Genomic DNA, 21,397 nt, shown 5'->3' on the forward strand with positions numbered 1-21,397 from the left:
TTACTGTAAAGGTTTGTAACTGTGATGATGCAAAACACCACAAAATCCGTTGCTGTCTGCGCAGCGCGTGAACAGTAACAAATAGAATCGGGCAGAAATAAGATGCCTTATCTTATGATAAATAGCAAAAATCATGCCAGGTGGAATGAAAACGGCAGGAAAACCGAGTGAGTCTGACCAAAACCGCGGCTGTGTGAGGATTTGTGTATGAAAACAGAATAAAAAAATGGGCGAAAGGTGTCGGACGCAGCCTTGACAGTTCCTGTTGCAGTGTTGTAACATGAATTACAATTCATGCAATTTGAACGATTATGATGCAATATGCAATATACGGGAAGGTGGTTATCGATATGATACGTTTATTGTTTGTGGTTCCGTATCCGGAACTGATGGAACAGGTCAAGAAAGTGGTGGCAAAGCATCCGGAACATGAGAAAGTTGACGCGGACGTGCAGGCTCTTATCGTGGAAGAAATGCCGGATATTCCGGTCGGAGCTTACGATGCGATCATTGCCAGAGGCTACACGGCGCAGAAAATGATTGCGAAATATTCGGATACCACCCCAACGATCCGGGTCCATATTTCCGGCTTCGATATTACGCGGGCGATTTATGAGTGCCGGGAAACGTATCATCCGAAGAAGATCGCGATCTGCGGATTTGAAGAAAATCTGTATGAGGCGGCCAGTATCTGTCAGATCCTGGGAGTTGAGGCGGAAATCTATGCTCCGATACGAAACCAGGATTTGCCAAAAGCGCTGGACCGGGCGATGCGGGAAGGCTGCGATGCGCTGATCGGCGGTTACTCAGCCAATATGCTTGCAAAGGAGCGCGGGCTGAATTCCGTTGTGATCCAGACGGGTACGGCGGCATTTGCGCAGGCATTGGATGAGGCGATCCATACGGTGGAACGTGTCCGCCAGGAGCGGGTGATCGCGCAGATGTATAAGACCGTCATTTATACTTCCGATGCCGGACTTCTTTACGTGGACCGCAGTGGCACAATTCAGGTACGAAATCGCGTGGCGCGGCAGATGAATGGAAATGTCAGCATCAAGGGACGAAAGATCAAAGAAGGAATTCCGTGGCTGTATCCCTTATTCCAGAGTGTGATGAAGACCGGAAACGCAGAGACCAGGTTACTTGCCATTCCGGACACGAAGCTGACGGTATCCGTAAAATGTTCTCCGGTTATTGCAAATCAGGAATGTTCCGGTACAGTATTTAATTTGACCGACGTGACCAAGATCCAGGAACTGGAAAGCCAGATCCGGCGAAAACTCAGTGAACGGGGCCTGAAGGCGCGCTATACCTTTGAACATATCCTCCACAAGAGCAAGGTGATTGACCGGACGATTGAGATTGCCAAACGGTATGCGGCATCCGATTCGAACATCATCATTGTCGGAGAGACCGGAACCGGAAAAGAACTTTTTGCGCAGAGCATTCACAATGCCAGCAGCCGGAAAAATGGACCGTTTGTGGCAGTGAACTGTGCGGCACTTACGGAAAATCTGCTGGAAAGTGAACTGTTTGGTTATGTGGAAGGTGCGTTTACGGGAAGCAGCAAGGGCGGAAAAATGGGACTGTTTGAGCAGGCACACGGAGGAACATTGTTTCTGGATGAGGTGGAAGAGGTTTCGATGGCGATCCAGACCAAGCTTCTTCGCGTACTGCAGGAACGGCAGGTGCGCAGGATCGGCGATGACAAAGTCATCGATATCGATGTGCGCATCATTTCTGCTACTAATAAAAGCATTCAGAAAATGGCAGAGGCAGGAACGTTTCGAAAAGATCTGGTCTACCGTCTGGATGTGCTCCGCCTGTTTTTGCCGCCGCTTCGAGAGCGGGAAAATGATGTGGAACTGCTGTTTGTGAATCAGCTTCAGGGAATGGAAAAGAACATTGACCAGGAACCATTAAAAATTGAAGACGGGGTATTTCCGTTGCTGCACCAGTATCCGTTTGGCGGAAACATCCGCGAACTGCGAAACATTGCAGAGCGGGTCTATGTCCTTCATGAGGGCAGCACGATCCATGTGCAGGATATGCAGGAGGCGCTGTATCCTGCAGATCTGGCGCCGGAACCGCAGAAGCAGGATGGGGCAAAAAACGGAAATTCCGTTTTGGTGGAAGCGGGAGTGCAAAAGACTTCTGCGCAGATTTTGCCTGGGGAGGAAGAACGCATTCGTCAGGCTTTGCGGCTTAGCGGCGGAAATAAGGGAAAAGCTGCAGCTATGCTGGAAATCGACCGGTCTACGTTGTGGCGGAAAATGAAAAAATACGGAATCGCGGATGAACGATAGAAAAATGATGCAATACAACGCATATGTTGCAAATAACAATAAAAATGCAATACTTGCAATGAACGGATGCGACCGATGGGAAAGAAAAAATGGGGAGGAAATAGAAAATTTTCATCCCCGTTTTTCTTTTCATTGCAGATCGAAAAGGCGTGTAAACAGTACGTTTGTGGAATTATTTTTCGTAATTGATAAAATATTCAGGAAAAAGTTGGCATGATTTGTGCTTTAAAGATGGTCAAAGCATTATGGCATACAAAATAACAAAGGGGGTTACATTTATGTCAACATCGTATGTGCTTATTGTTTTTGTAATCGCTATTGCGTTGATGATCTTTTTGATCTCAAAATGCAGAGTGAATGCAGCATTTGGTATCCTGATTGCAGCACTGGTTCTCGCCATTGCGTTAAAGACACCGTGGCAGGATATTGAAAGCACCATCAATGGTGGTTTTTCGGGAACCATTAAGAGTGTAGCAATCGTAATTTTCCTTGGATGTGCTATGGGCACCGTGTTGGAAAAGACCGGTGCAGCAGTCCGCATTACAAAATGGGCGATCGACCTGTTTGGTGACAAGAACATCATCTGGGCCATCGCACTGAGTTCTGCAATCCTTGGTATTCCGATTTTTGCAGATACCGTAGTGATCCTGCTGATCCCGATTGTATCCCTGTTAGCAGTAAAGTCCAAAAAATCCATGATGAGTTTTGGTACAGTACTTTACAGTGGAGCGCTGATAACCGCTTCTCTGGTACCGCCGACACCTGGTCCGGTTTCTGCAGCAGCATTATTAAATGTTCCGTTAGGACAGGCAATCCTCTGGGGTATTATTGTTGCAATCCCGAGCGTTATTGCAGCTGTTTTCTATTGTAAGACATTAAAGACACTGGTTGCGCCGAAGGAAGAGTTCCTGAAGGCAGCGGCAGAAAGCGAAGGACAGGAGCTTCCGTCCCTGTCAAAATCCATGTTGCCGATCGTGCTTCCGCTGGTTCTGATCCTGTTAAATACCGTTGCATCGGTTCTTATTCCGGAAACTCCGGTTGCAAACTTCCTGGCCTTTATCGGAAGCCCGTTAGCAGCACTGTTTAGCGGATGTATCAGTTCCCTGCTCCTGTGCGGTAAAGAGTGGAAAACCAAGAAAGTCTTAAATGACTGGGTAAATGAAGGTATCACCGCAGCAGCAATGCCGATCATCGTAACCGGTATGGGCGGTGCACTGGCTGTATTTGTAAAGAATGCAGGCGTTGCAGACAAGATCGCAGAGATCGTTATGCAGTCTTCATTCCCGGCAATCCTGATCCCGATCATCATCGCAGCACTGATCCATGTTGTTACCGGTTCCAACTCACTGGGTGTTATGACTGCAGCAGCACTGGTTGAGCCGATGCTTGCAACGCTGGGAATCTCTCCGGTTGCAGCTTTCCTGGCATGTGGTACTGGCGCCCTGATGTTCAAACATGCAAACTCTTCCGGTTTCTGGGTAACCGTTTCCATGTCCAACATGGATGTGAACCAGGGTATCCGTGCAGTCGGTGGTGCATCTACCGTAGCAGGATTTACCGGAGCAGTCATCACCTGTATTTTAGTTGCCCTGCATGTGATCTAATGGTATTACATGGGAAAATGTATTACATAAGGTAGCAATGCTGTGTCTTGTCGGCTGTTTACGGAAGATGCGATGAGACGCAGCGGCACATTTGAGATTCATTAGTCTGTCGAAAACAAAAAATGACGAAAAGGAGAAGCAGTTATGGAAAAATTTGTGACAAGAGCAGCAAGACTGAATAAAGCCTATGACATTGAGCTGATTGAGCGTGAACTGGAATGCGGCGAGGATGACATCATCGTAAAGAACCATATGATGGGAATTTGCGGATCGGATAAGAGTTTTTACCGGGGCTTTATGCCGCCGCAGACTGCAGAGTTCCGCCAGCCGCCGGAATTTCCATTCCTGCTTGGACATGAGAGCGGCGGTACGGTTGTTGCCGTCGGAAGCCGTGTCAGTGATTATAAGGTTGGCGATCAGGTTATGGCATTTGGCTGGAACAACAACTTTGCAGACTACTTTAAGTCCAAAGCGTTTCAGCTGCAGCCAGTTCCAGAAGGACTGGATATGGATATTGCGGCACTCGGAGAGCCGACCGCCTGTGCCATGTACTCCGGATTAAATACCGGTGTCCAGCTGGGTGATACCGTTGTGGTTATGGGCGGCGGTTACGCCGGACAGATCATTGCCCAGTGTTCTAAATTAAAAGGAGCTTACCAGGTGATCGTGGTAGATGTGCTGGAAGGCAAACTGAATCTGGCAAAATCACTCGGTGCGGATATCGTGATCAACTCCAAAGAAGAAGATCCGGTTGCAAAGGTGAAAGCCCTGACCGGCGGCAAAGGTGCGGATGTGGTTGTTGAGGCAGCCGGAACCGCAGAATCTTTCAATGCAGCCAGCGCGATGATCAAACATAATGGCAAATTTGTATTTTACAGCTGGGTAACGACTCCGATCACGTTAAACATCAGCCGCTGGCATGATGACGGACTGGAGTTTGTGAATACCTGCCTGGTTCATCATACCTGGCAGCAGAGATATGTGTGGGTACCGGAAACCATGCGCCCGATCATTCAGGGAAGCGTAAAGATCAAACCGCTCATTACCAATGAGTTTAAGCTGGCTGATATTAAGGCGGGATTTGATCTGGCCGATAAGGATGATGCAGCGATCAAGATCGTGTTCCGCCCATAATACAGGATTCATGGAAGTAAAGATTCCCCCCAAATAAGCGTGTGGGTAACTGGAAAAGAACAAAACTGTACGCATGTGGAAAATAGAGGATAAGGAGTGATGTTGTTGTGGATTACACAAATTTATTAAAGGATAACAGTGGAAAAGTATCAAAGGTTGGTATCGTAGGAGCTACAAAGGGATATGGTTATACACTTCTGGCACAGATGCCGAAGGTGGCGCACATGGAACTGCGCGTCATCTGCTCCCGTCATCTGGAAGAGTGCGAGGCGGTATTAAAGGAGACCGGATTTGGCGACAAGCAGATCATTGCCTGTGCGAACATTGAGGAAATCCATGCGGCTCCGGAAGATGCGGTTTTAATTGTCAGCGACTACCGCCTGGTTATGGAGTGCGGCATCACGGCCCTGGTAGAATGTACCGGAAATACTAAGGTCAGCTCCGATGCAGCCATTTCAGCACTGGAGAGAGGCATCAATGTTTATATGGTATCAAAGGAAACCGACAGTGTCTGCGGACCGTTGTTAAACCAGATTGCTGCAAAACACAATGCCGTTTATGCACTGGTAAATGGTGACCAGCCGAGAAACCTTCTGGATTTGTGGTCCTGGGCAAAGCTCCTTGGACTTGAGATCGTGGCAGCTGGTAAATCCAGTGAGTATGATTTTGTATGGGACCGTGAGACCGGTGAATTTACTTATCTGGATGGCAATGCAGCTCCGGAGCAGCTTCCGGAAATGCAGAACTGCTGGTATTATGAAGGAACCAAGACGCTGGAAGAGAGAAGCCGCCTGTTAGAGAAATACCGTGAAGTCATTTCCGCAGACCTGTGTGAGATGAACCTGGTATCCAATGTGACCGGAATGGTACCGTCCTCCCCATTCTTAAGCTACCCGATTGCGAAAGCCAGTGAACTTGCCAATATCTTTATCCCGAAGGAAGATGGCGGTATCCTGGATAAAACCGGTGTTGTGGATGTGTTCTACAACCTGAGAGGAAAAGACGAGGCCAGCTTCTGCGGCGGCGAGTTTATTGTTGTGAAATGTGAAAACGAGAAGATGTGGGATATCTTAAAAGGCAAAGGACATGTGATGAGTAAGAACGGCAAATATTGCTGCATTTATTATCCATATCATTACATGGGACTGGAAACCCCGGTATCCATTCTGCTCGGTGATCTGATGGGAATCGGAACGCATGAGGAGTGCCGTCAGGTTTCGGTTATGGCCGGTGTGGCACAGCGCGACCTGCCGAAAGGTACTGTTCTGAAGGTCGAGGGACACCATCATTCCATCGATGGTCTGACACCGGAGCTTTTGGAACGGAAAGCAACCGGCAATGCAGCGCCGTTCTACCTGTTAAATGGCTCTGTACTTCTGAACGATGTAAAGAAGGGACAGCCGGTAACAACGGATGATGTGGATCTTTCCGCACTGGAAACCTATCAGCATTATAAAAAAGGATTGGAACTGGATTAACATAGTAAGAAAGAGACGGAAGAACTGCCGCAGCAGTTCTTCCGTCTCTTTCTTTGACAGACTCCTATATAATATAGAAGAAATATTATTTCCAGATCATATTTAAGATCAGCAGTTCGACAATACCAACTCCTGTCATGATGAAGGATACGGCTGTCTTACAGCGCAGCTGGTCTTTGATCTCGGTCAGACCGAACATACCGTTGAACACCCAGAAACCACTGTCGTTGAAGTAGCTGAATGCGATCGCGCCGATACAGGAAGCCTGTGCCAGCAGAACCGGATTTAAGCCAAGGGTGGTGATGAGCGGAGCAGTCAGGGATGCTGCGGTGGTGATCGCTACGGTTGCGGAACCAAGTGCAAGACGCATCAGGGCACCGATCAGAACCGGGATCAGGATAGCCGGAATCGGCCAGGAAACTACGGTTGCGCCGAGTACATCGCCGATACCGCTGACTTTGATGATGTTTCCGAGGGAACCGCCTGCACCGGTGATCAGCATGATCATACCGGTATCTTTGATGCTGTCGCCCATGATGTTCATGAGCTCATCCTTCGGGATGTCTCTGCCAAGACCGTAAACAGCCAGGGTCGTTCCAAGACCAAGTGCTACGATCGGGGAACCTAAGAGGGTGATGATGCTGTAAAGGAAGCTCTCTTTGTCTACACCGATGAAATCGCATACGGTCTTGCTCAGGATGAGAACCAGCGGAATCAGGATCGGAGCGAGGGACTCGCCGAGACCTGGAAGCTCTTTGCCGCCCATGATCTCATCTAACTGATCCATGGTCTTTAAGTATTCTTTCTTGAACTCTTTGCGGTCGTAAGTACCATCCTCACGCGGGATCTGGTAGATCTTTTTGCCGATCCAGTTTGCGTAAAGCAGGGCTGCGATGAGGATCGGAACGGACATCAGCGCACCTGCGATGATCATCTGACCAACGTCAACGCCCATCATGCCGGCAGCGGTTAACGGACCCGGAGTCGGCGGAACCATAACGTGGGTACACTGCAGACCACAGGCAAGAGCCAGGGCCAGGGCGATAACCGATTTACCGGTTACGCGGGACATTGCCTTACATAACGGGGCAAAGATTACGATCGCGGAATCTGCGAAAACCGGGATGGATACCAGCCATCCGGTGATACCAAGGGCAAGCTCCTCTTTGCCGCTGCCGATCTTCTTGATGAAAGAATAGGCCATACGCTCTGCAGCGCCGGTTTTCTCGAGGATACCGCCCATCATAACGCCGAGGCCGATGATGATACCGGTACTTTTTAACGTGTTTCCGAAGCCGTCCTGAATAGCAGTGATTGCCTCAGACGGGGACATTTTGCCGATCAGACCTGTGATCAGTGCAGCGAGCAGCAGCGCGATGAAGGTGTGGGTCTTGGTCTTCATAACCAGGAAGATCATGATCGCGATGCCTAAGAACAGGCCAAGCAGCATCTGTGTTTCATGTGACATATAGATACCTCTTTCTGTAGTGTGTTCACTTCGCTGCTGCATGATGCATTTGGAAACATACAGGACAGCTGTGGGGGCAGCTGCATGACGAAAACCAAGGATGTTCCATGATGTGTCAGATGCATGTTTTACAGCAGTTTCTACGCATCGTAAAAAATGGGGGGATGCGTCCGCAATCTTTCTTGAAAGGTGCTGCGGGAAGTGATAAAATTATGACAAGAGGCATTATAACCAAATTTAGTACATAAGTAAAATTAACTGTACTTAGCTATCTCTTAAAAAAATTAATGATAACTCTTAATACAGCGGCTCTGAGTTTTCCCAGTACTGCTTTGCCAGGCGGATAAACTCCCTGGCACCGGAGTTTAAATATCCGTGCTTCTGGCAGCAGATGGTGATCTCCCAGGACGGGCGGTCCGGAAGCGAGAAGCAGGCCACTCCTTTGTCCAGTCCAAGCGTGTAGTACCGCGGAATAATGCCGCAGCAGAGCGTGGACTGTACCATGGCGGCAATGCCGCTGGTATTGTTGGTTTCAAAGAGAATGTTTGGGGCGAAACCGGCTTTCTCGAAGAGGGTGTCGCACATGGAGCGCAGGGTGGACGATTTGTCCATCAGTACAAAAGGTTCGTAGCACAGTTCATTTAAGTCCAGGACCGCCAGGGGTTCCCCGTCGGGCGCAGCCTTTTCGGCAAGCGGGTGTCCATCCGGGATAATGAGTACCAGTTCTTCCTTTTTTAAGGAATAGTAGGTGTCGTTGGTCTGGTCCCTGGGTGAGAGCGTCATGAGACCGACATCGATCTCCCCTTTGGCGATCGCTTCCTGCTGGGCACGCACCCGCATCTCGATCGGGCGCACATCCAGATTTGGAAAGTTGCGGTGCAGTTCCGGGTAGATTGCAGTAAACATGCGCAGTCCCCGGCCGGGAGTCAGTCCCAGTGTCAGGTGTCCTTTGCGGGCACTGACGACATCGTAAATACGGTTATAAGTGGTATTTTTGATCTGAAGGGCGGCTTTGGCTCCTTCGATATAAATTTCCCCCGCTTCCGTCAGGCGCCAGTTGGTGCGGGAACGGTGAAACAAGGGGGTACCCAGTTCTTTTTCCAGCTTTAAAAGCTGCTGGTTTAAGGCAGACTGGGTGATGAAAAGTTTTTCTGCTGCTTTGGTAATATTATTTTCTTCCGCGATTTTTAATATGTATTCAATTTGCTTTGTATCCATGAAAACCTCCCGGGATCGCTGCGACATGAGTTCTTCCTTATATAATTCCAAAAAAGGTAGAAACCGTCGTCAGCCAGCCAACTATATCCGTACAATAAAACTGATATGGATCATTATAACAGGTTTCCAGAGAAAGATAAACAAGCAAAAATATTAAGAGAAATATAAATACTATTAATTTTACTTATTTGCCTGTTCGTGCTATGATAGCATCAGTAAGAGATACAAGAACTCAATAATATTTATCATATATAAGGAGGGTATTTCAATGAATCAGATTCCAACAATCACAAAGATGGAAGTTTTCCCGGTTGCAGGACACGACTGCATGGAGCTGAACTTAAGCGGTGCACATGCTCCGTACTTCACCCGTAACATCGTGATCCTGACCGACAGCACCGGTAACGAGGGTATCGGTGAGGTTCCGGGCGGTGAGAAGATCACTGCTGCATTAGAGCAGATCAAAGATCTCGTAATCGGTTCCAGCATCGGCGACTACAAGCAGACCTTAAACAAGATCCGTGCATGGCTGTCTGCTAACATCAAAGACGACAAGCGTGGTCTGCAGACCTTCGACCTGCGTGTTGGTGTACATGTAGTAACCGCAGTAGAGGCTCCGCTTCTTGACTTACTTGGTAAGTTCTTAAACGTTCCGGCTGCAGCATTAATGGGCGACGGAATCCAGAGAGAGAAAGTTCGTTTCCTGTCTTACCTGTTCTATGTTGGCGATCGCAAGAAAACCGACCTTGAGTATGAGGAAGAGCCGGATGCAGCGTGCGACTGGTACCGTCTGCGTCACGAGGAGGCTATGACTCCGGAAGCAATCGTGGCACTGGCAAAAGCTACCAACGAGAAATACGGCTTCGAAGACTTCAAGCTGAAGGGCGGCGTTTTAGCTCCTCAGGAAGAGGTTAAGGCTGTTACCGCTATCAAGGAAGCATTCCCGAACGCACGTGTAGACCTTGACCCGAACGGCTGCTGGAGCTTAAAAGAGGCTCTGGAAGTTGCTCCGGACTTAAAGAAGGTTCTGGCTTACTGTGAGGATCCGTGTGGTGCTGAGGATGGTTTCTCAGGCCGTGAGGTTATGGCTGAGTTCAGAAAAGCAACCATGATGCCGACCGCAACCAATATGATCAACACGGACTGGCGTCAGATGTGCCACGCAATCGCTCTGCAGAGCGTAGATATCCCGTTAGCAGATCCGCACTTCTGGACCATGGAAGGTTCCGTACGTGTTGGCCAGCTGTGCAACGACTTCGGTCTGATGTGGGGCTGCCATTCCAATAACCACTTCGATATCTCCCTGGCTATGGTTGTACAGTGTGCAGCTGCAATCCCGGGCAAGATGAACGGTATCGATACTCACTGGATCTGGCAGGAGGGCCGTGAGCGCCTGACCAAAGAGCCGATGCAGATCGTAGGCGGATGCATCGACCTGCCGAAGAAGCCGGGTCTTGGTGTAGAGGTTGACCGTGACCAGGTTATGAAGGCTCATCAGCTTTACATGGACAAGTGCTACGGCAAGGGCGCTCGTAACGACGCTGTTGGTATGCAGTACCTGATCCCGGGCTGGACCTTCGATAACAAGAAACCGTGCATGGTTCGCTAATCCGAATAAAAGAAAGTGTCATATAAGAGAACAGCCAGGTTCCGGCATTGCCGGAATCTGGCTGTTTTCTTTTGCTTACATGGCATATTGAGGAGGCGCCGGTGGCGCGTCCGCTGATTCAATTATGTTTCCAGTACGCTCTGCACAATTCCAGAAAATACTCTTCCGCATGACTTAAATATGCATTTTTTCTGCAGCACATGGTGACTTCCCAGCTTGGATGACCTTCCAGACGGAAATACCGGATTCCGGGATCGGACTGGGCGAAAATTTCCGGCAGCAGGGCGCACCCTACATCGGCGAGGACCATGCGGTATTTGCTGACATTGCTGCTGGTGGAAAAGAGCACCTGTGGCTGGAAAACGGCCTGGGAAAACAGCGCCTCCTCCAGCTGATACATCGTCGAACGGCGCGTGATCAGAATGAAAGGATCCGCGGAAAAGCGGGATAAGCTGATTTCAGGCGCATCTTCGGATTTACAGCTTCCGAGGTGCGCCAGTGCATGGCTGACCGGAACTGCCAGAAAGATTTCTTCGTCTTTCATATGAAGATAGGTGTTTTCATCTTTCTGGGATTGCATCAGGGTAATGAGCCCTAAATCAAGTTCGTTTTTTGTGATGAGATTTTGCATGGTGCGGACATTACACTCCACCGGTTCAATGCGGGTATCCGGAAATGTCCGGTGAAATTCCGGATAGATGGCGGTAAACATATTGACACCGCGCTCCGGGATGAGGCCCAGGCTGATACGGCGGCTGCCGCTTTCTTTTAAGTCCTCGATCTGGCTGTAGGCATCTTTCTTTAAATTCAAAATCTGCCTGGCGGTCCGCACATAGATTTCCCCGGCTGGAGTCAGCTGCCAGTCGGAGCGGTTTCGGACAAACAGGGCGATGCCGAGTTCATTTTCCAGCTTTTGCAGCTGCTGGTTTAAGGCAGACTGCGTGACAAAAAGCTTTTCGGCAGCTTTGGTGATGCTGCGTTCTTCACTGATCTGAATGATGTATTCTAATTGTCTGGTATCCAAGATAACGCTTCCTTCCTATATAAATACAGATTTATAGATGCAGATTGCGTGCAAAATCCGGTACGGGACTTTACGCGTGATTTTACTAAAATTCAAATGTTAGAAAAACTAATATAAGTATTATTTATATAAATTTGACTGACATACGTGCTTATTATACAATGTGATTATCAATAAGACAAGCTGTGCTGGAAAGGCAGCGCAGCTGGAACAGTGAAAATCCGGGGCAGCGGTGAGCGCAGTGGATTTTTGCAGGAACGAAGTGAGAAAGTGAGGATGGATCAGTATGATGTCCTATGATGTGATCGTAATCGGCGCGGGAGTTGTCGGTTCGGCTGTGGCACGTGAGTTATCACGCTATCAGTTAAACGCGGCAGTGCTGGAGAAGGAGCTGGATGTGGCATGCGGAAACAGCAGCCGCAACACCGGTATGCTCCACGCAGGATTTACCTACAAACCAGGCAGCTTAAAGGCAGAGTGTGCGGTGGAAGGAAACCAGGAGTTTGACCAGGTGGCTAAGGAGCTGGGTGTTCCATTCAAGCGGACCGGAAAGCTGGTTGTCGGCTTTACCGACCATGACCGCGAGAATATCTTAAAGTACAAAGCCATTGGCGAGCAGAACGGGGTCAAGGGCATGCGCATGATCGACAAGGACGAGATCAACCGCATCGATCCGAACGCAGGCGGTGAGTTTGCCATGTATGTGCCGTCTTCCGGTATCCTCGATCCGATGCAGTACACCATCGGTCTGGCTGAGAATGCATGCCAGAACGGTGTGAAATTCCATTTTGGACAGAAGGTAACCGGCATCACGAGAGATGAGGCAAAGGATGTCTGGGTAGTAACGACTGAGACCGACACCTTTGAGACGAAGTGGGTCATCAACTGCGCCGGTATGTACGCATCTGAGATCTCTGAGATGCTGGGTTACCCGAATTACCCGGTAAAGGGCTTTAAGGGTGAGTATTATGTGCTGGATAAAAAGGCAGGAAAGTTCCTTTCCATCCCGGTTTACCCGGCGCCGAATGACAAGGGCGGTTTCTCCACCCACGCAACCCCAACGGTTGACGGAAACGTGCTGGTAGGACCGGACTCCTATGTGACAGAAGGCCGCGAGGACTATGTGGTGACCAAGGAGCATATGGACGGACTGTTCCGTGACGGAAGCAAGATGTTCAAGCAGATGAAGCGCGAATACTTTATCCGCAATTTTGCCGGTATCCGCTGGAAACGTTACAATCCGGAGACTGGCGAGATCCTGGATTTCCTGTTAGAGTCCGATGATGCGCATCCGCATACCGTAAACCTGGTCGGCATTGAGTCTCCGGGTGTGACCTGCGCATTGCCGTTGGCAAGACGTGCAGTAGCACTGTTAGTTCAGAAGGAGCAGCCGCAGAAGAACGAAAGCTTTAACCCGGTACGTCCGGTGAAGAAGCGCTTCCACGAGATGAGCCATGAAGAGCAGCAGCAGGCCATCAAAGAAAATCCGCTGTACGGCGAGGTGGTATGCCGCTGCGAGACCGTGACCAAGGCCGAGATCCTGGATGCGATCCGCAATCCGTTGGGTGTCTGCACCGTGACCGGCATCAAGAACCGTACCCGCGCCACCATGGGACGCTGCCAGGGCGGCTACTGCGAGACCCGCATTACCGAGATGATCGAGCAGGAGAAGCATCTTGCGCCGGAAGAGGTACGCTATTCCAAACGTGATTCTTATATTTTCACAGGAAAGGTCAGGGACGTAAAATGAGAAATGTAGATGTAGTAATTATCGGCGGCGGCCCGGCTGGCCTTGCGGCAGCCCTGGAGCTTTGGAAAAAGGGTATTCATGATATTTTGATCTTAGAGCGGGAAAAGGGACTGGGCGGAATCCTGCGCCAGTGTATCCACGATGGTTTTGGTCTGACCCGTTTCGGCGAGACCTTGAGCGGACCGGAATATGCTTCCCGCTTTGCAAAGCAGGTGAAAGAGCTGGGCATTCCGTACATGACAGATACCACAGTCCTGGAGCTGACACCGGACAAGCAGGTGTTCGCGGCATCTCCGGAGGGACTTTTGGAGATCCAGGCGAAAGCTGTGATCCTGGCTATGGGCTGCAGAGAGCGCACCCGCGGCGCCATCAGCACACCGGGTACCCGTCCGGCTGGCGTGTATACAGCAGGTGTGGCACAGGCTTACATCAACTTAAAGAACCGCATGCCGGGTAAAAATGTCGTGATCCTCGGATCTGGCGATATCGGCATGATCATGGCGAGACGTATGACCCTGGAGGGAGCGAAGGTACTTGGCGTATTTGAGATCCAGCCTTATGCGAGCGGACTTCCGAGAAACATTGAGCAGTGCTTAAACGACTACAACATTCCGCTGCACTTAAGCCACTCCGTAACCGAGATCCGCGGTGTGGACCGTCTGGAGAGCGTTGTGATCTCCGAAGTAGATGACAAGCTGCAGCCGATTCCGGGAACCGATAAGGAGTATCCGTGCGATACCCTGATCCTTTCTGTCGGACTGATCCCAGAGAACGAGCTGACCTGGATGGCTGGCGCGAAAGAAGACCTGGGCACCAAAGGCGCATCCGTTGACGAGAACTTCCAGACCACCGTTCCTGGTGTGTTTGCAGCAGGAAACGTGCTCCATGTGCATGACCTGGTAGATTTCGTTTCCATGGAGGCAGAGGAGCTGGCAGACGGAGCAGCCCGCTACATCAAAGAGGGTTCTCTTCCGGAGTGCGGACTTGCGATCACCGGAGATAACATGGTAGGTCAGTTAACCCCGGCCCGTTTCAGCGGAACCGGCAATGTGACCGTGTCCTTCCGTATGAGAAAACCGGTGAGAACCTGTACCGTAGAGCTGTGGCAGGGTGACCATCTGGTCAAACAGAAGAAGTTCCCGAAGGCACTTCCGGCTGAGATGATCCAGATCGCGTTGAAACCGGAAGAGCTGAACGAAAAGGATAACCTGGAGGTGAGAGTGGTATGTTAAGAACCTTTACCTGTATTATGTGTCCGCAGGGCTGCGAGATCACTGCGGAGGGAAATGAAGCACCCTATACCATTACCGGAAACAAGTGCAAGCGCGGTCATGAATATGTCGAGCAGGAGCTGGTAAACCCGATGCGAAACATCGCAACCTCCATTCTGGTAGAGGGCGGAGAGATGCCGCTTGCCAGTGTCCGATTAAGCGCACCGATCCCGAAAGCAAAGATCTTCGATGTCATGAACGAGATCCGCAAGGTAAAACGCACTGCGCCGGTTCATGAGGGCGAGGTTGTCATCGAGAATGTGCTGGGACTGGGCAGCAATGTGATCGTGACCAGGACTGTGGAAGCGGAGAAATAACAAGATCGCACAGTAAGTCAAAGGGGCGAAAGTTTCCACAGCCGCCATGCATGGCGGCTGCGGGAACTTTCGCCCCTCGTTCGTTATCGTGCAATATTGTTTATAGTGAAATCGAATATTTCTCCGCAAGATACGGCTGTTCCGTATTATTTTTGAAATAGTTGAGGATGAGATCCATAAAAGCTTGCTCCGGCTCGTTGAGCACCCAGTCTTTCTGGCGCACGACAAGGTTTAAGCGTTTTATGGCCGGTGAGAGCGGGTAGTAGGCGATGTTGTTGCGGTTGACAGAGCATGACTCGGAGATGAATGCGATGCCGGCATTCTGGGCAACCATGCTCCGGGTGGCGGAAATATTGTTGGTCTCGCACACGGCAACGGGCTCAAAACCGCAGGATTCAAAGAACTGTTCTCCGAGCATCCGCAGGGAAGAGCCTTTTTTGGATAACAAGAGACTGTCGTTTGCAAAGTTTGCCTTTACTTCTTCTGCAGTGATGGGAGAGCCGGACGGATGTGACAGTGCGTAAGGGTGGAACATGGAGACGGCAAGAAAAACTTCTTCTTCCCGGAGTATCTGTACCAGGCTGCCAAATGGGACTGTGCTTACGTCAGCGGCAAGTCCGACATCCAGAGTGCCCTCTGCCAGGAACTTTTTGAAGCTTGGCAGATTGGTTTCCGTGATCTCTATGATGATCCCCGGGTACTGTTCCCTAAACAGCGGGATGATCTCAGCCAGCATGCGCAGTCCCCAGTTCGAGGTGACGCCGACCCGGATGCGGCCTTTGTGATTTAAGGCGGCAATGTTCTGGTAGAGTTCTTTCTGGATCTTGACTACTTTTTTTGCAGCTTCTACATATAGGACTCCAGCGGGGGTCAGGCTTAGTTCGCCCTTCGAGCGGACAAAGAGAGGTGTGCCGAGTTCCTGCTCCAGTCTGGAAAGATACTGGCTTAAGGAAGACTGGGAGACGAATAAGTCCTCTGCTGCCTTGGTCATGTTGTGCCGGTTGGCGATCGCCAGAATATAGTTAAGATATTTTACGTCCAAAAGAGTACCTCCGTAAGTGCGTGAGTAAATCGGTCAGTAATCGTAAGTATTGTATCATTATAGCAAAAATGCGAAAAAAAGTAAATTCTACAGAGGCAGGCGCCCCCAGTATTCCCGGGCAAGTTTTATAAAATATTGTGCTGCATCGGTGAGGTAGCTTCCTTTTTTATAGCTTGCATTGATGGTCAGGGAAGGATGGGAAGGAAAGGAAAAAAATGCCACATGTTCGAAATGCGTTGGGTGGGCACCGATCGCAAAAAAAGCGGGAACAACGCTGCAGCAGATGCCGGCGGAGACCATTTCCAGGGCAGTGGCAGAACGCTGGGCATAAAAGAGGGTATCCGGGTGAAAGTCATATTCCTGGAACGTCCGGCTGATGACTTCGTACATGGTGGATTGCTTGTACATCATGGCAAACGGTTCATGGCGGACATGGACCGGATCCAGCTCGGGATAGCGGCTGCGATCGGAATGCGTGGCAGTGCTGCATGCCGGGTGGATGTCCGGAATGGCGAAAAGAAGCTCTTCTTTTGCCAGCGGGATATAGATATCTTCAGTCTGCTGCTGTTCGGATAACGTTAAAATGCCAAGATCCAGTTCGCCGGAAGCAAGCATTTGCTGCTGGCTTCGGACATTACTTTCGTAGATATTGATGGTCACTTCCGGATAGCGCTTGTGAAAGTCCGGATAAATATGGGTGAAGGTGGAAGTTCCGTGCTCGGAGGTGACTCCGATAGTGAGGGAACCTTTGCGTGCATCGGCGAGGTCCTGGAGTTTGCGGTCAGTCTCGCGCCGGATCTGCAGAATCTCGCGTGCGGACTGCAGATAGACAAGCCCGGCTTCGGTCGGTGTCCAGCCACTTCGGGAACGGTAAAAGAGCGGAAGTCCGATCTGCTGTTCCAGATTGCTGACCTGCTGGGTGAGCGCCGAGGGTGTGACGAAGAGTTTCTGTGCAGCGCGGGACAGTTTCTGTTCGTCTGCAATTGTGACGATGTATTCGATTTCTTTTAAATTCATAAATAATAGGTTCTCCTGGTTCGTGAAAATAGTTGGATTGTATGGTTTGTGCTGTGCAGAACCGGGACATTTTCCGTGTGTCTGTCATGCTCTGCGTTGTGTATCCTGTGTTTAGTATAACATTTAGAAAAACTAAAGAAAACACAAAAAAGTTTAAATTTACTTTTGCATGGAAACTTGCTACTATTATTTTAAGGAAGAAATTGCAAAAAACAAAACAGCAGGAAACAGAGACAGAAGCAGGAAACAGAAGCAGGAAACAGAAGCAGGTAACAGAAACAAAAGCAGACAGCAGAAACAAAGGCAGGCAACAGCAATAAAAACATTCAGGAGGCAGCCATGAATATTGTAGAAGGCGGAAAAGTATCAGAATTACTGCGGGACATTCCGATCCCGAAAATGTTCCACGCAAAGCAGACATTCCCGCGTGAGGTGATCCGTCCGGAGAATATCCCGGCGGTGATCAACGAGCAGATGGGACAGGAGCAGTTTGCATCACTCATCAAACCGGGAATGGAGATTGCGATCACGGCAGGAAGCCGTGGAATCCGCAATGTGGATATCATCACCAAAGCGGTGGTTGATTTTGTTAAATCAAAAGGTGCACACCCATTCATCGTTCCGGCTATGGGCAGCCACGGTGGTGCAACCGCAGAAGGACAGCTGGAGATTCTCGCCGGTTATAACATCACGCCAGAGACGATGGGATGTCCGATCAAGTCTTCCATGGAAGTAGTAGAGCTTGGCGTTTCCGAGCGCGGAAAGACCGTTTATCTGGATAAGAATGCTTATGAGGCAGACGGCATCATCCTTTCCTGCCGTTTAAAACCGCACAATGCATTCCGCGGTCCTTACGAGAGCGGCCCATGCAAGATGATGACAGTTGGTCTGGGCAAGCAGAAAGGTGCGTCCCTGGTGCACTCTGACGGCATGGATGTGATCGCGAAGAACATTCCGACTATGGCAAAAGTGGTTCTGGAAAAGGCGAAGATCCTGTTTGCGATCCCGTGTATTGAGAATGCTTATGATGAAACCTGTAAGATCGAGGCAATCCTCGCAAAGGATATCCTGACCCGGGAACCGGAACTTTTGAAATTTGCGTTTGGCAACATGCCGAAGCTTCTGGTGAATGAGACGGATGTACTGGTTGTAGACGAGGTCGGCAAGAACTATAGTGGTACGGGCGTGGACCCGAATATCACGGGAACCTTCTCCACACCGTATGCAACCGGCGGCATCAAGGTGCAGCGGACCTGTTTCCTGAATCTGAGTGAGGAATCCCACGGAAATGCACTGGGCTGCGGACTGGCTTCCGCCATCACCCGCAAGATCTTCGATGAGATGGATGTGGAAAAAATGTACCCGAACTGCATTACCAGCACAGTTCTGGCATCGGCGCGAATCCCATGCATTGTCGCAAACGATAAAGAGGCTATGCAGATCTGCATCCGGACCTGTAACAAGATCGACCGGGAGCATGTAAGAATGGTCCGCATTCCGAACAGTCTCCACATCGGCGAGATCATGCTTTCGGAATCCTACTATGAAGATGTAAAGAACGGAAAATATCCGGGTGTGGAAGCTTTGGATGAGCCAATGACCTTGGAATTCGATGAAAAAGGAAATGTAACCACCCCGGTTAAAAAACAGGCGTAAAAATCAGAAATCGTTTGAATGGAAAAATAAAAATATAAGGTAATAATAAGGAAATCTCTTATTCAAAAGGGCATGTAAGAAAATGATTTTACATTTTTTTATATGCCCTTTTGCGTCATTTCTATTGAAAATCCAACGAAATTCGAATATAATAAGGGCAATGAGCCTGTGAAAAATCTGGCAAAAAGTTCGTGACTTGATGAGCAAACCTCGTACTCAATACTTAAAATATGTAAGGATATTCAAAGAATTATTAATTTTACTTACAGTACTAAATGAGATACAATCTCATTTGTGCGTTTCTATAAGTTATTTTACGAGCTGCTATTAGGAAAAATAATTGTAGCAATCATTTATAAATATTGGACAGAATCCTCGAGACATTTTATCATATATGGTATAACGATTGAACAAAGATGATTTGTCCGGATGCACATTTTTTTACGTTTGGAATGTTAAGAAACTGCGTGAAACTGATATTCGAGCGATACAAAAGTGTTAAGCACCGGCAAGAGGAGGAAGAAATATGAATAAAGGTACCCCTACAGTAACAGAGATGCAGGTGATTCCGGTAGCCGGATATGACAGCATGCTCATGACCTTAAGCGGCGCGCACGCACCGTACTTTACCAGAAACCTGGTAATCTTAAAGGATAGCGCAGGTCACACCGGTATCGGTGAGATCCACGGTGGTGACTACACCTGTGACGCGTTAAAGAGCTGCATCCCGTTAGTCGTTGGACAGCCGGTCGGCAAGTACCGCGCGATCCTCGACAGCATCCACAAAGCTTCCAAGAGAGCAAAAGAGGATGACGGCGAAGGTATCCAGAGCCTGGATATCAGCAAGCTGAAATTCGTTGTAAAAGCAGAGTGGGCAATCGAGTGTGCACTGCTTGATTTACTTGGCCAGTACTTAGACCTGCCGATGTGCGAGCTGTTAGGCGACGGCAAGCAGAGAGATCAGGTTGAAACCCTTGGCTATCTGTTCTACGTAAGCGACAAGAACAAGGCGAAAGAGTTAAATTACCTGGATGAGAGCGACAGCTCCGATCCGTGGTTTAAGCTTCGCCGTCAGGAAATGCTGACACCGGACCGTATCGTAGAGCAGGCTCAGGTTCTTCATGAGAAGTATGGTTTCCGCAACTTCAAGTTAAAGGGCGGCGTACTGAAGGGCTCTGAGGAGATGGAAGCAATCCGCGCACTGAAGAAAGCATTCCCGAACGGACGTATCAACATCGACCCGAACGGCGCATGGAGTCTTGCTGAGGCAATTGAACTGTGCAAACCGATGGAAGGTGTTCTTACATACATCGAGGATCCTTGTGGTCCGGAGTCCGGATTCAGCAGCCGTGAGATCATGGCTGAGTTCAAGAACAAGGTAAACCTTCCGGTAGCTACCAACATGATCGCAACCGACTGGAGACAGTTCTATCATGCAGCAGCACTGAAATCCGTTGATATCGTTCTTGCAGATCCGCACTTCTGGGGATTCGGAGGAAGCGTCCGCATGGCTCAGATCTTAAATGACTGGGGCTTAACCTGGGGCAGCCACTCCAACAACCACTTCGATATCACCCTGACTGCATTTGCTCATGTAGCAGCAGCAGCACCGGGCAACCCGACTGCACTGGATACCCACTGGATCTGGCAGGATGGTCAGAACCTCTTAAACGATACTCCGCAGATTGTTGACGGATATCTGCAGGTTCCGAAGAAACCGGGTCTTGGTGTTACCATCAATATGGATCGCGTTATGGAAGCAAACAAGCTGTACAATTCCCTGCCGACTCACGACCGTGACGACGCTATGGCTATGCAGTATTTGATCCCGAACTGGAAGTTCGATTCCAAGAAACCGGCACTGGTACGGTAAAAATCCCGAATTCGGGATTGAATTGCCGACACGGTCTCATGAAGGCGGTGTCGACCACAGATTTGGCTCAATCCCGAAAGGGTTTGGCGGTAGGCTATAAACAAAAAGAAAAGGAGATGAAGGTATGTTCTTCAAAAAGTATGGGGACATTGTCGTAGGTGTATTTTTCATGGTATTATCCGCTGCACTTATGATTATGGCACAGATGCTTCCGAAATCCCAGGTTATGGATATCGGACCGGATTTTATGCCAATGGTAATTGGAGCAATCACATTTATCCTGGCAGCAATCCTCACATTTTTAAACATTAAAAACTTCAAGATGCATGCAAAAGAGCTGGAAAACGCAGAGATTCCGGAATGCGATTACAAGCGCGTAATTTCCAGTATCATTCTGGTTCTGGTGTATGTCATGGTTCTGCAGCCGGTTGGATTTATTCTTTCCACCCTGGTGTTCTTACTTCTGCAGATGTTGGTACTGTCTCCGGACGATGAGCGTGATGCAAAGCACATCATCCGTCTGGTTGTGATCGATGTAATCTTTACTCTGGTAGTATTCTTCCTGTTCCGTTACGGATTCAAGATCGTACTGCCGGCTGGTATCTTTACCATCAGTTTATAAGGAGGACG

General features: G+C 49.3%; 18 protein-coding genes. 13 read left to right on the plus strand and 5 right to left on the minus strand.

What is annotated here, in order from left to right; translation table 11 throughout:
- Positions 1–350: 350 nt before the first annotated feature.
- The 5 genes from DWZ40_RS07850 to DWZ40_RS07870 all read left to right on the plus strand — a co-directional run bounded on the left by DWZ40_RS07850 (position 351) and on the right by DWZ40_RS07870 (position 6,522).
- A complete protein-coding gene (locus DWZ40_RS07850) occupies positions 351–2,306 on the plus strand; it encodes a sigma 54-interacting transcriptional regulator (protein WP_118542391.1) in 1,956 nt (651 codons plus the stop codon).
- A complete protein-coding gene (locus DWZ40_RS19780; RefSeq protein WP_118542393.1) occupies positions 2,296–2,523 on the plus strand; it encodes a hypothetical protein in 228 nt (75 codons plus the stop codon). The genes DWZ40_RS07850 and DWZ40_RS19780 overlap by 11 nt, the downstream gene beginning before the upstream one ends.
- 61 nt (positions 2,524–2,584) lie before the next feature.
- Positions 2,585–3,910, plus strand: coding sequence for a GntP family permease (locus tag DWZ40_RS07860; RefSeq protein WP_118542395.1), 1,326 nt, complete (start codon positions 2,585–2,587; stop codon positions 3,908–3,910).
- Between the two features lie 144 nt (positions 3,911–4,054).
- Positions 4,055–5,044, plus strand: a complete 990-nt coding sequence (locus DWZ40_RS07865; RefSeq protein WP_118542397.1) for a zinc-binding dehydrogenase — start codon at positions 4,055–4,057, stop codon at positions 5,042–5,044.
- A 107-nt stretch (positions 5,045–5,151) separates the two neighbouring features.
- A complete protein-coding gene (locus DWZ40_RS07870; RefSeq protein ID WP_118542399.1) occupies positions 5,152–6,522 on the plus strand; it encodes an SAF domain-containing protein in 1,371 nt (456 codons plus the stop codon).
- Positions 6,523–6,607: 85 nt separating this feature from the next.
- On the opposite strand, the gene DWZ40_RS07875 is transcribed toward DWZ40_RS07870, so the two are convergent.
- Positions 6,608–7,990: a gluconate:H+ symporter gene (locus tag DWZ40_RS07875; protein ID WP_118542401.1), complete on the minus strand. Its 1,383-nt coding sequence runs from the start codon at positions 7,988–7,990 to the stop codon at positions 6,608–6,610.
- Positions 7,991–8,287: 297 nt separating this feature from the next.
- Entirely contained in the window at positions 8,288–9,208 is a 921-nt protein-coding gene (locus tag DWZ40_RS07880; protein WP_118542461.1) for a LysR family transcriptional regulator, read from the minus strand.
- A gap of 268 nt (positions 9,209–9,476) precedes the next feature.
- Between DWZ40_RS07880 and DWZ40_RS07885 the strand changes: the two genes are divergently transcribed.
- Positions 9,477–10,817, plus strand: a complete 1,341-nt coding sequence (locus DWZ40_RS07885) for an enolase C-terminal domain-like protein (protein WP_118542403.1) — start codon at positions 9,477–9,479, stop codon at positions 10,815–10,817.
- A gap of 118 nt (positions 10,818–10,935) precedes the next feature.
- On the opposite strand, the gene DWZ40_RS07890 is transcribed toward DWZ40_RS07885, so the two are convergent.
- Positions 10,936–11,841 (minus strand): LysR family transcriptional regulator, encoded by a 906-nt coding sequence (locus tag DWZ40_RS07890; RefSeq protein WP_118542405.1) that lies wholly within the window; start codon positions 11,839–11,841, stop codon positions 10,936–10,938.
- 286 nt (positions 11,842–12,127) lie between these two features.
- On the opposite strand from DWZ40_RS07890, the gene DWZ40_RS07895 reads away from it, so the two are divergent.
- Genes DWZ40_RS07895 through DWZ40_RS07905 form a run of 3 tightly spaced genes read left to right on the plus strand, consistent with a single transcriptional unit; the run spans position 12,128 to position 15,179 of the window.
- Complete coding sequence (locus tag DWZ40_RS07895) at positions 12,128–13,591, plus strand: NAD(P)/FAD-dependent oxidoreductase (protein ID WP_118542407.1); 1,464 nt, start codon at positions 12,128–12,130, stop codon at positions 13,589–13,591.
- Entirely contained in the window at positions 13,588–14,823 is a 1,236-nt protein-coding gene (locus DWZ40_RS07900) for an FAD-dependent oxidoreductase (protein WP_118542409.1), read from the plus strand. The genes DWZ40_RS07895 and DWZ40_RS07900 overlap by 4 nt, the downstream gene beginning before the upstream one ends.
- Positions 14,817–15,179, plus strand: a complete 363-nt coding sequence (locus tag DWZ40_RS07905; protein WP_118542411.1) for a DUF1667 domain-containing protein — start codon at positions 14,817–14,819, stop codon at positions 15,177–15,179. The genes DWZ40_RS07900 and DWZ40_RS07905 overlap by 7 nt, the downstream gene beginning before the upstream one ends.
- Before the next feature lie 100 nt (positions 15,180–15,279).
- On the opposite strand, the gene DWZ40_RS07910 is transcribed toward DWZ40_RS07905, so the two are convergent.
- Together DWZ40_RS07910 and DWZ40_RS07915 are read right to left on the minus strand one after the other, a co-directional pair.
- Positions 15,280–16,221: a LysR family transcriptional regulator gene (locus tag DWZ40_RS07910; RefSeq protein WP_118542413.1), complete on the minus strand. Its 942-nt coding sequence runs from the start codon at positions 16,219–16,221 to the stop codon at positions 15,280–15,282.
- 87 nt (positions 16,222–16,308) lie between these two features.
- The gene (locus DWZ40_RS07915; protein WP_118542415.1) at positions 16,309–17,238 is read right to left on the minus strand and encodes a LysR family transcriptional regulator; all 930 of its coding nucleotides are present in this window, start codon (positions 17,236–17,238) and stop codon (positions 16,309–16,311) included.
- 107 nt (positions 17,239–17,345) lie between these two features.
- Here DWZ40_RS07915 and DWZ40_RS19255 point away from each other — a divergent pair, with 107 nt between their 5' ends.
- The 4 genes from DWZ40_RS19255 to DWZ40_RS07930 all read left to right on the plus strand — a co-directional run bounded on the left by DWZ40_RS19255 (position 17,346) and on the right by DWZ40_RS07930 (position 21,389).
- Positions 17,346–17,558, plus strand: a complete 213-nt coding sequence (locus tag DWZ40_RS19255) for a hypothetical protein (RefSeq protein WP_207664496.1) — start codon at positions 17,346–17,348, stop codon at positions 17,556–17,558.
- Between the two features lie 19 nt (positions 17,559–17,577).
- Entirely contained in the window at positions 17,578–18,894 is a 1,317-nt protein-coding gene (locus DWZ40_RS07920; RefSeq protein ID WP_118542417.1) for a lactate racemase domain-containing protein, read from the plus strand.
- A gap of 526 nt (positions 18,895–19,420) precedes the next feature.
- Entirely contained in the window at positions 19,421–20,767 is a 1,347-nt protein-coding gene (locus DWZ40_RS07925; protein ID WP_118542419.1) for an enolase C-terminal domain-like protein, read from the plus strand.
- Positions 20,768–20,891: 124 nt separating this feature from the next.
- The gene (locus DWZ40_RS07930; RefSeq protein WP_118542421.1) at positions 20,892–21,389 is read left to right on the plus strand and encodes a tripartite tricarboxylate transporter TctB family protein; all 498 of its coding nucleotides are present in this window, start codon (positions 20,892–20,894) and stop codon (positions 21,387–21,389) included.
- Positions 21,390–21,397 lie beyond the last annotated feature (8 nt).

Source organism: Clostridium sp. AF32-12BH (genome assembly GCF_003477935.1).
Lineage (GTDB): Bacteria > Bacillota > Clostridia > Lachnospirales > Lachnospiraceae > Brotaphodocola.

Coding starts and splice junctions, on each gene's coding strand:
- DWZ40_RS07895 (WP_118542407.1), top strand. CDS start 12,128: ATGATGTCCTATGATGTGATCGTAATCGGCGCGGGAGTTGTCGGTTCG.
- DWZ40_RS07880 (WP_118542461.1), bottom strand. CDS start 9,208: ATGGATACAAAGCAAATTGAATACATATTAAAAATCGCGGAAGAAAAT.
- DWZ40_RS07915 (WP_118542415.1), bottom strand. CDS start 17,238: ATGAATTTAAAAGAAATCGAATACATCGTCACAATTGCAGACGAACAG.
- DWZ40_RS07875 (WP_118542401.1), bottom strand. CDS start 7,990: ATGTCACATGAAACACAGATGCTGCTTGGCCTGTTCTTAGGCATCGCG.
- DWZ40_RS07920 (WP_118542417.1), top strand. CDS start 17,578: ATGAATATTGTAGAAGGCGGAAAAGTATCAGAATTACTGCGGGACATT.
- DWZ40_RS07905 (WP_118542411.1), top strand. CDS start 14,817: ATGTTAAGAACCTTTACCTGTATTATGTGTCCGCAGGGCTGCGAGATC.
- DWZ40_RS07850 (WP_118542391.1), top strand. CDS start 351: ATGATACGTTTATTGTTTGTGGTTCCGTATCCGGAACTGATGGAACAG.
- DWZ40_RS07900 (WP_118542409.1), top strand. CDS start 13,588: ATGAGAAATGTAGATGTAGTAATTATCGGCGGCGGCCCGGCTGGCCTT.
- DWZ40_RS19780 (WP_118542393.1), top strand. CDS start 2,296: ATGAACGATAGAAAAATGATGCAATACAACGCATATGTTGCAAATAAC.
- DWZ40_RS07865 (WP_118542397.1), top strand. CDS start 4,055: ATGGAAAAATTTGTGACAAGAGCAGCAAGACTGAATAAAGCCTATGAC.
- DWZ40_RS07930 (WP_118542421.1), top strand. CDS start 20,892: ATGTTCTTCAAAAAGTATGGGGACATTGTCGTAGGTGTATTTTTCATG.
- DWZ40_RS07885 (WP_118542403.1), top strand. CDS start 9,477: ATGAATCAGATTCCAACAATCACAAAGATGGAAGTTTTCCCGGTTGCA.
- DWZ40_RS07925 (WP_118542419.1), top strand. CDS start 19,421: ATGAATAAAGGTACCCCTACAGTAACAGAGATGCAGGTGATTCCGGTA.
- DWZ40_RS07860 (WP_118542395.1), top strand. CDS start 2,585: ATGTCAACATCGTATGTGCTTATTGTTTTTGTAATCGCTATTGCGTTG.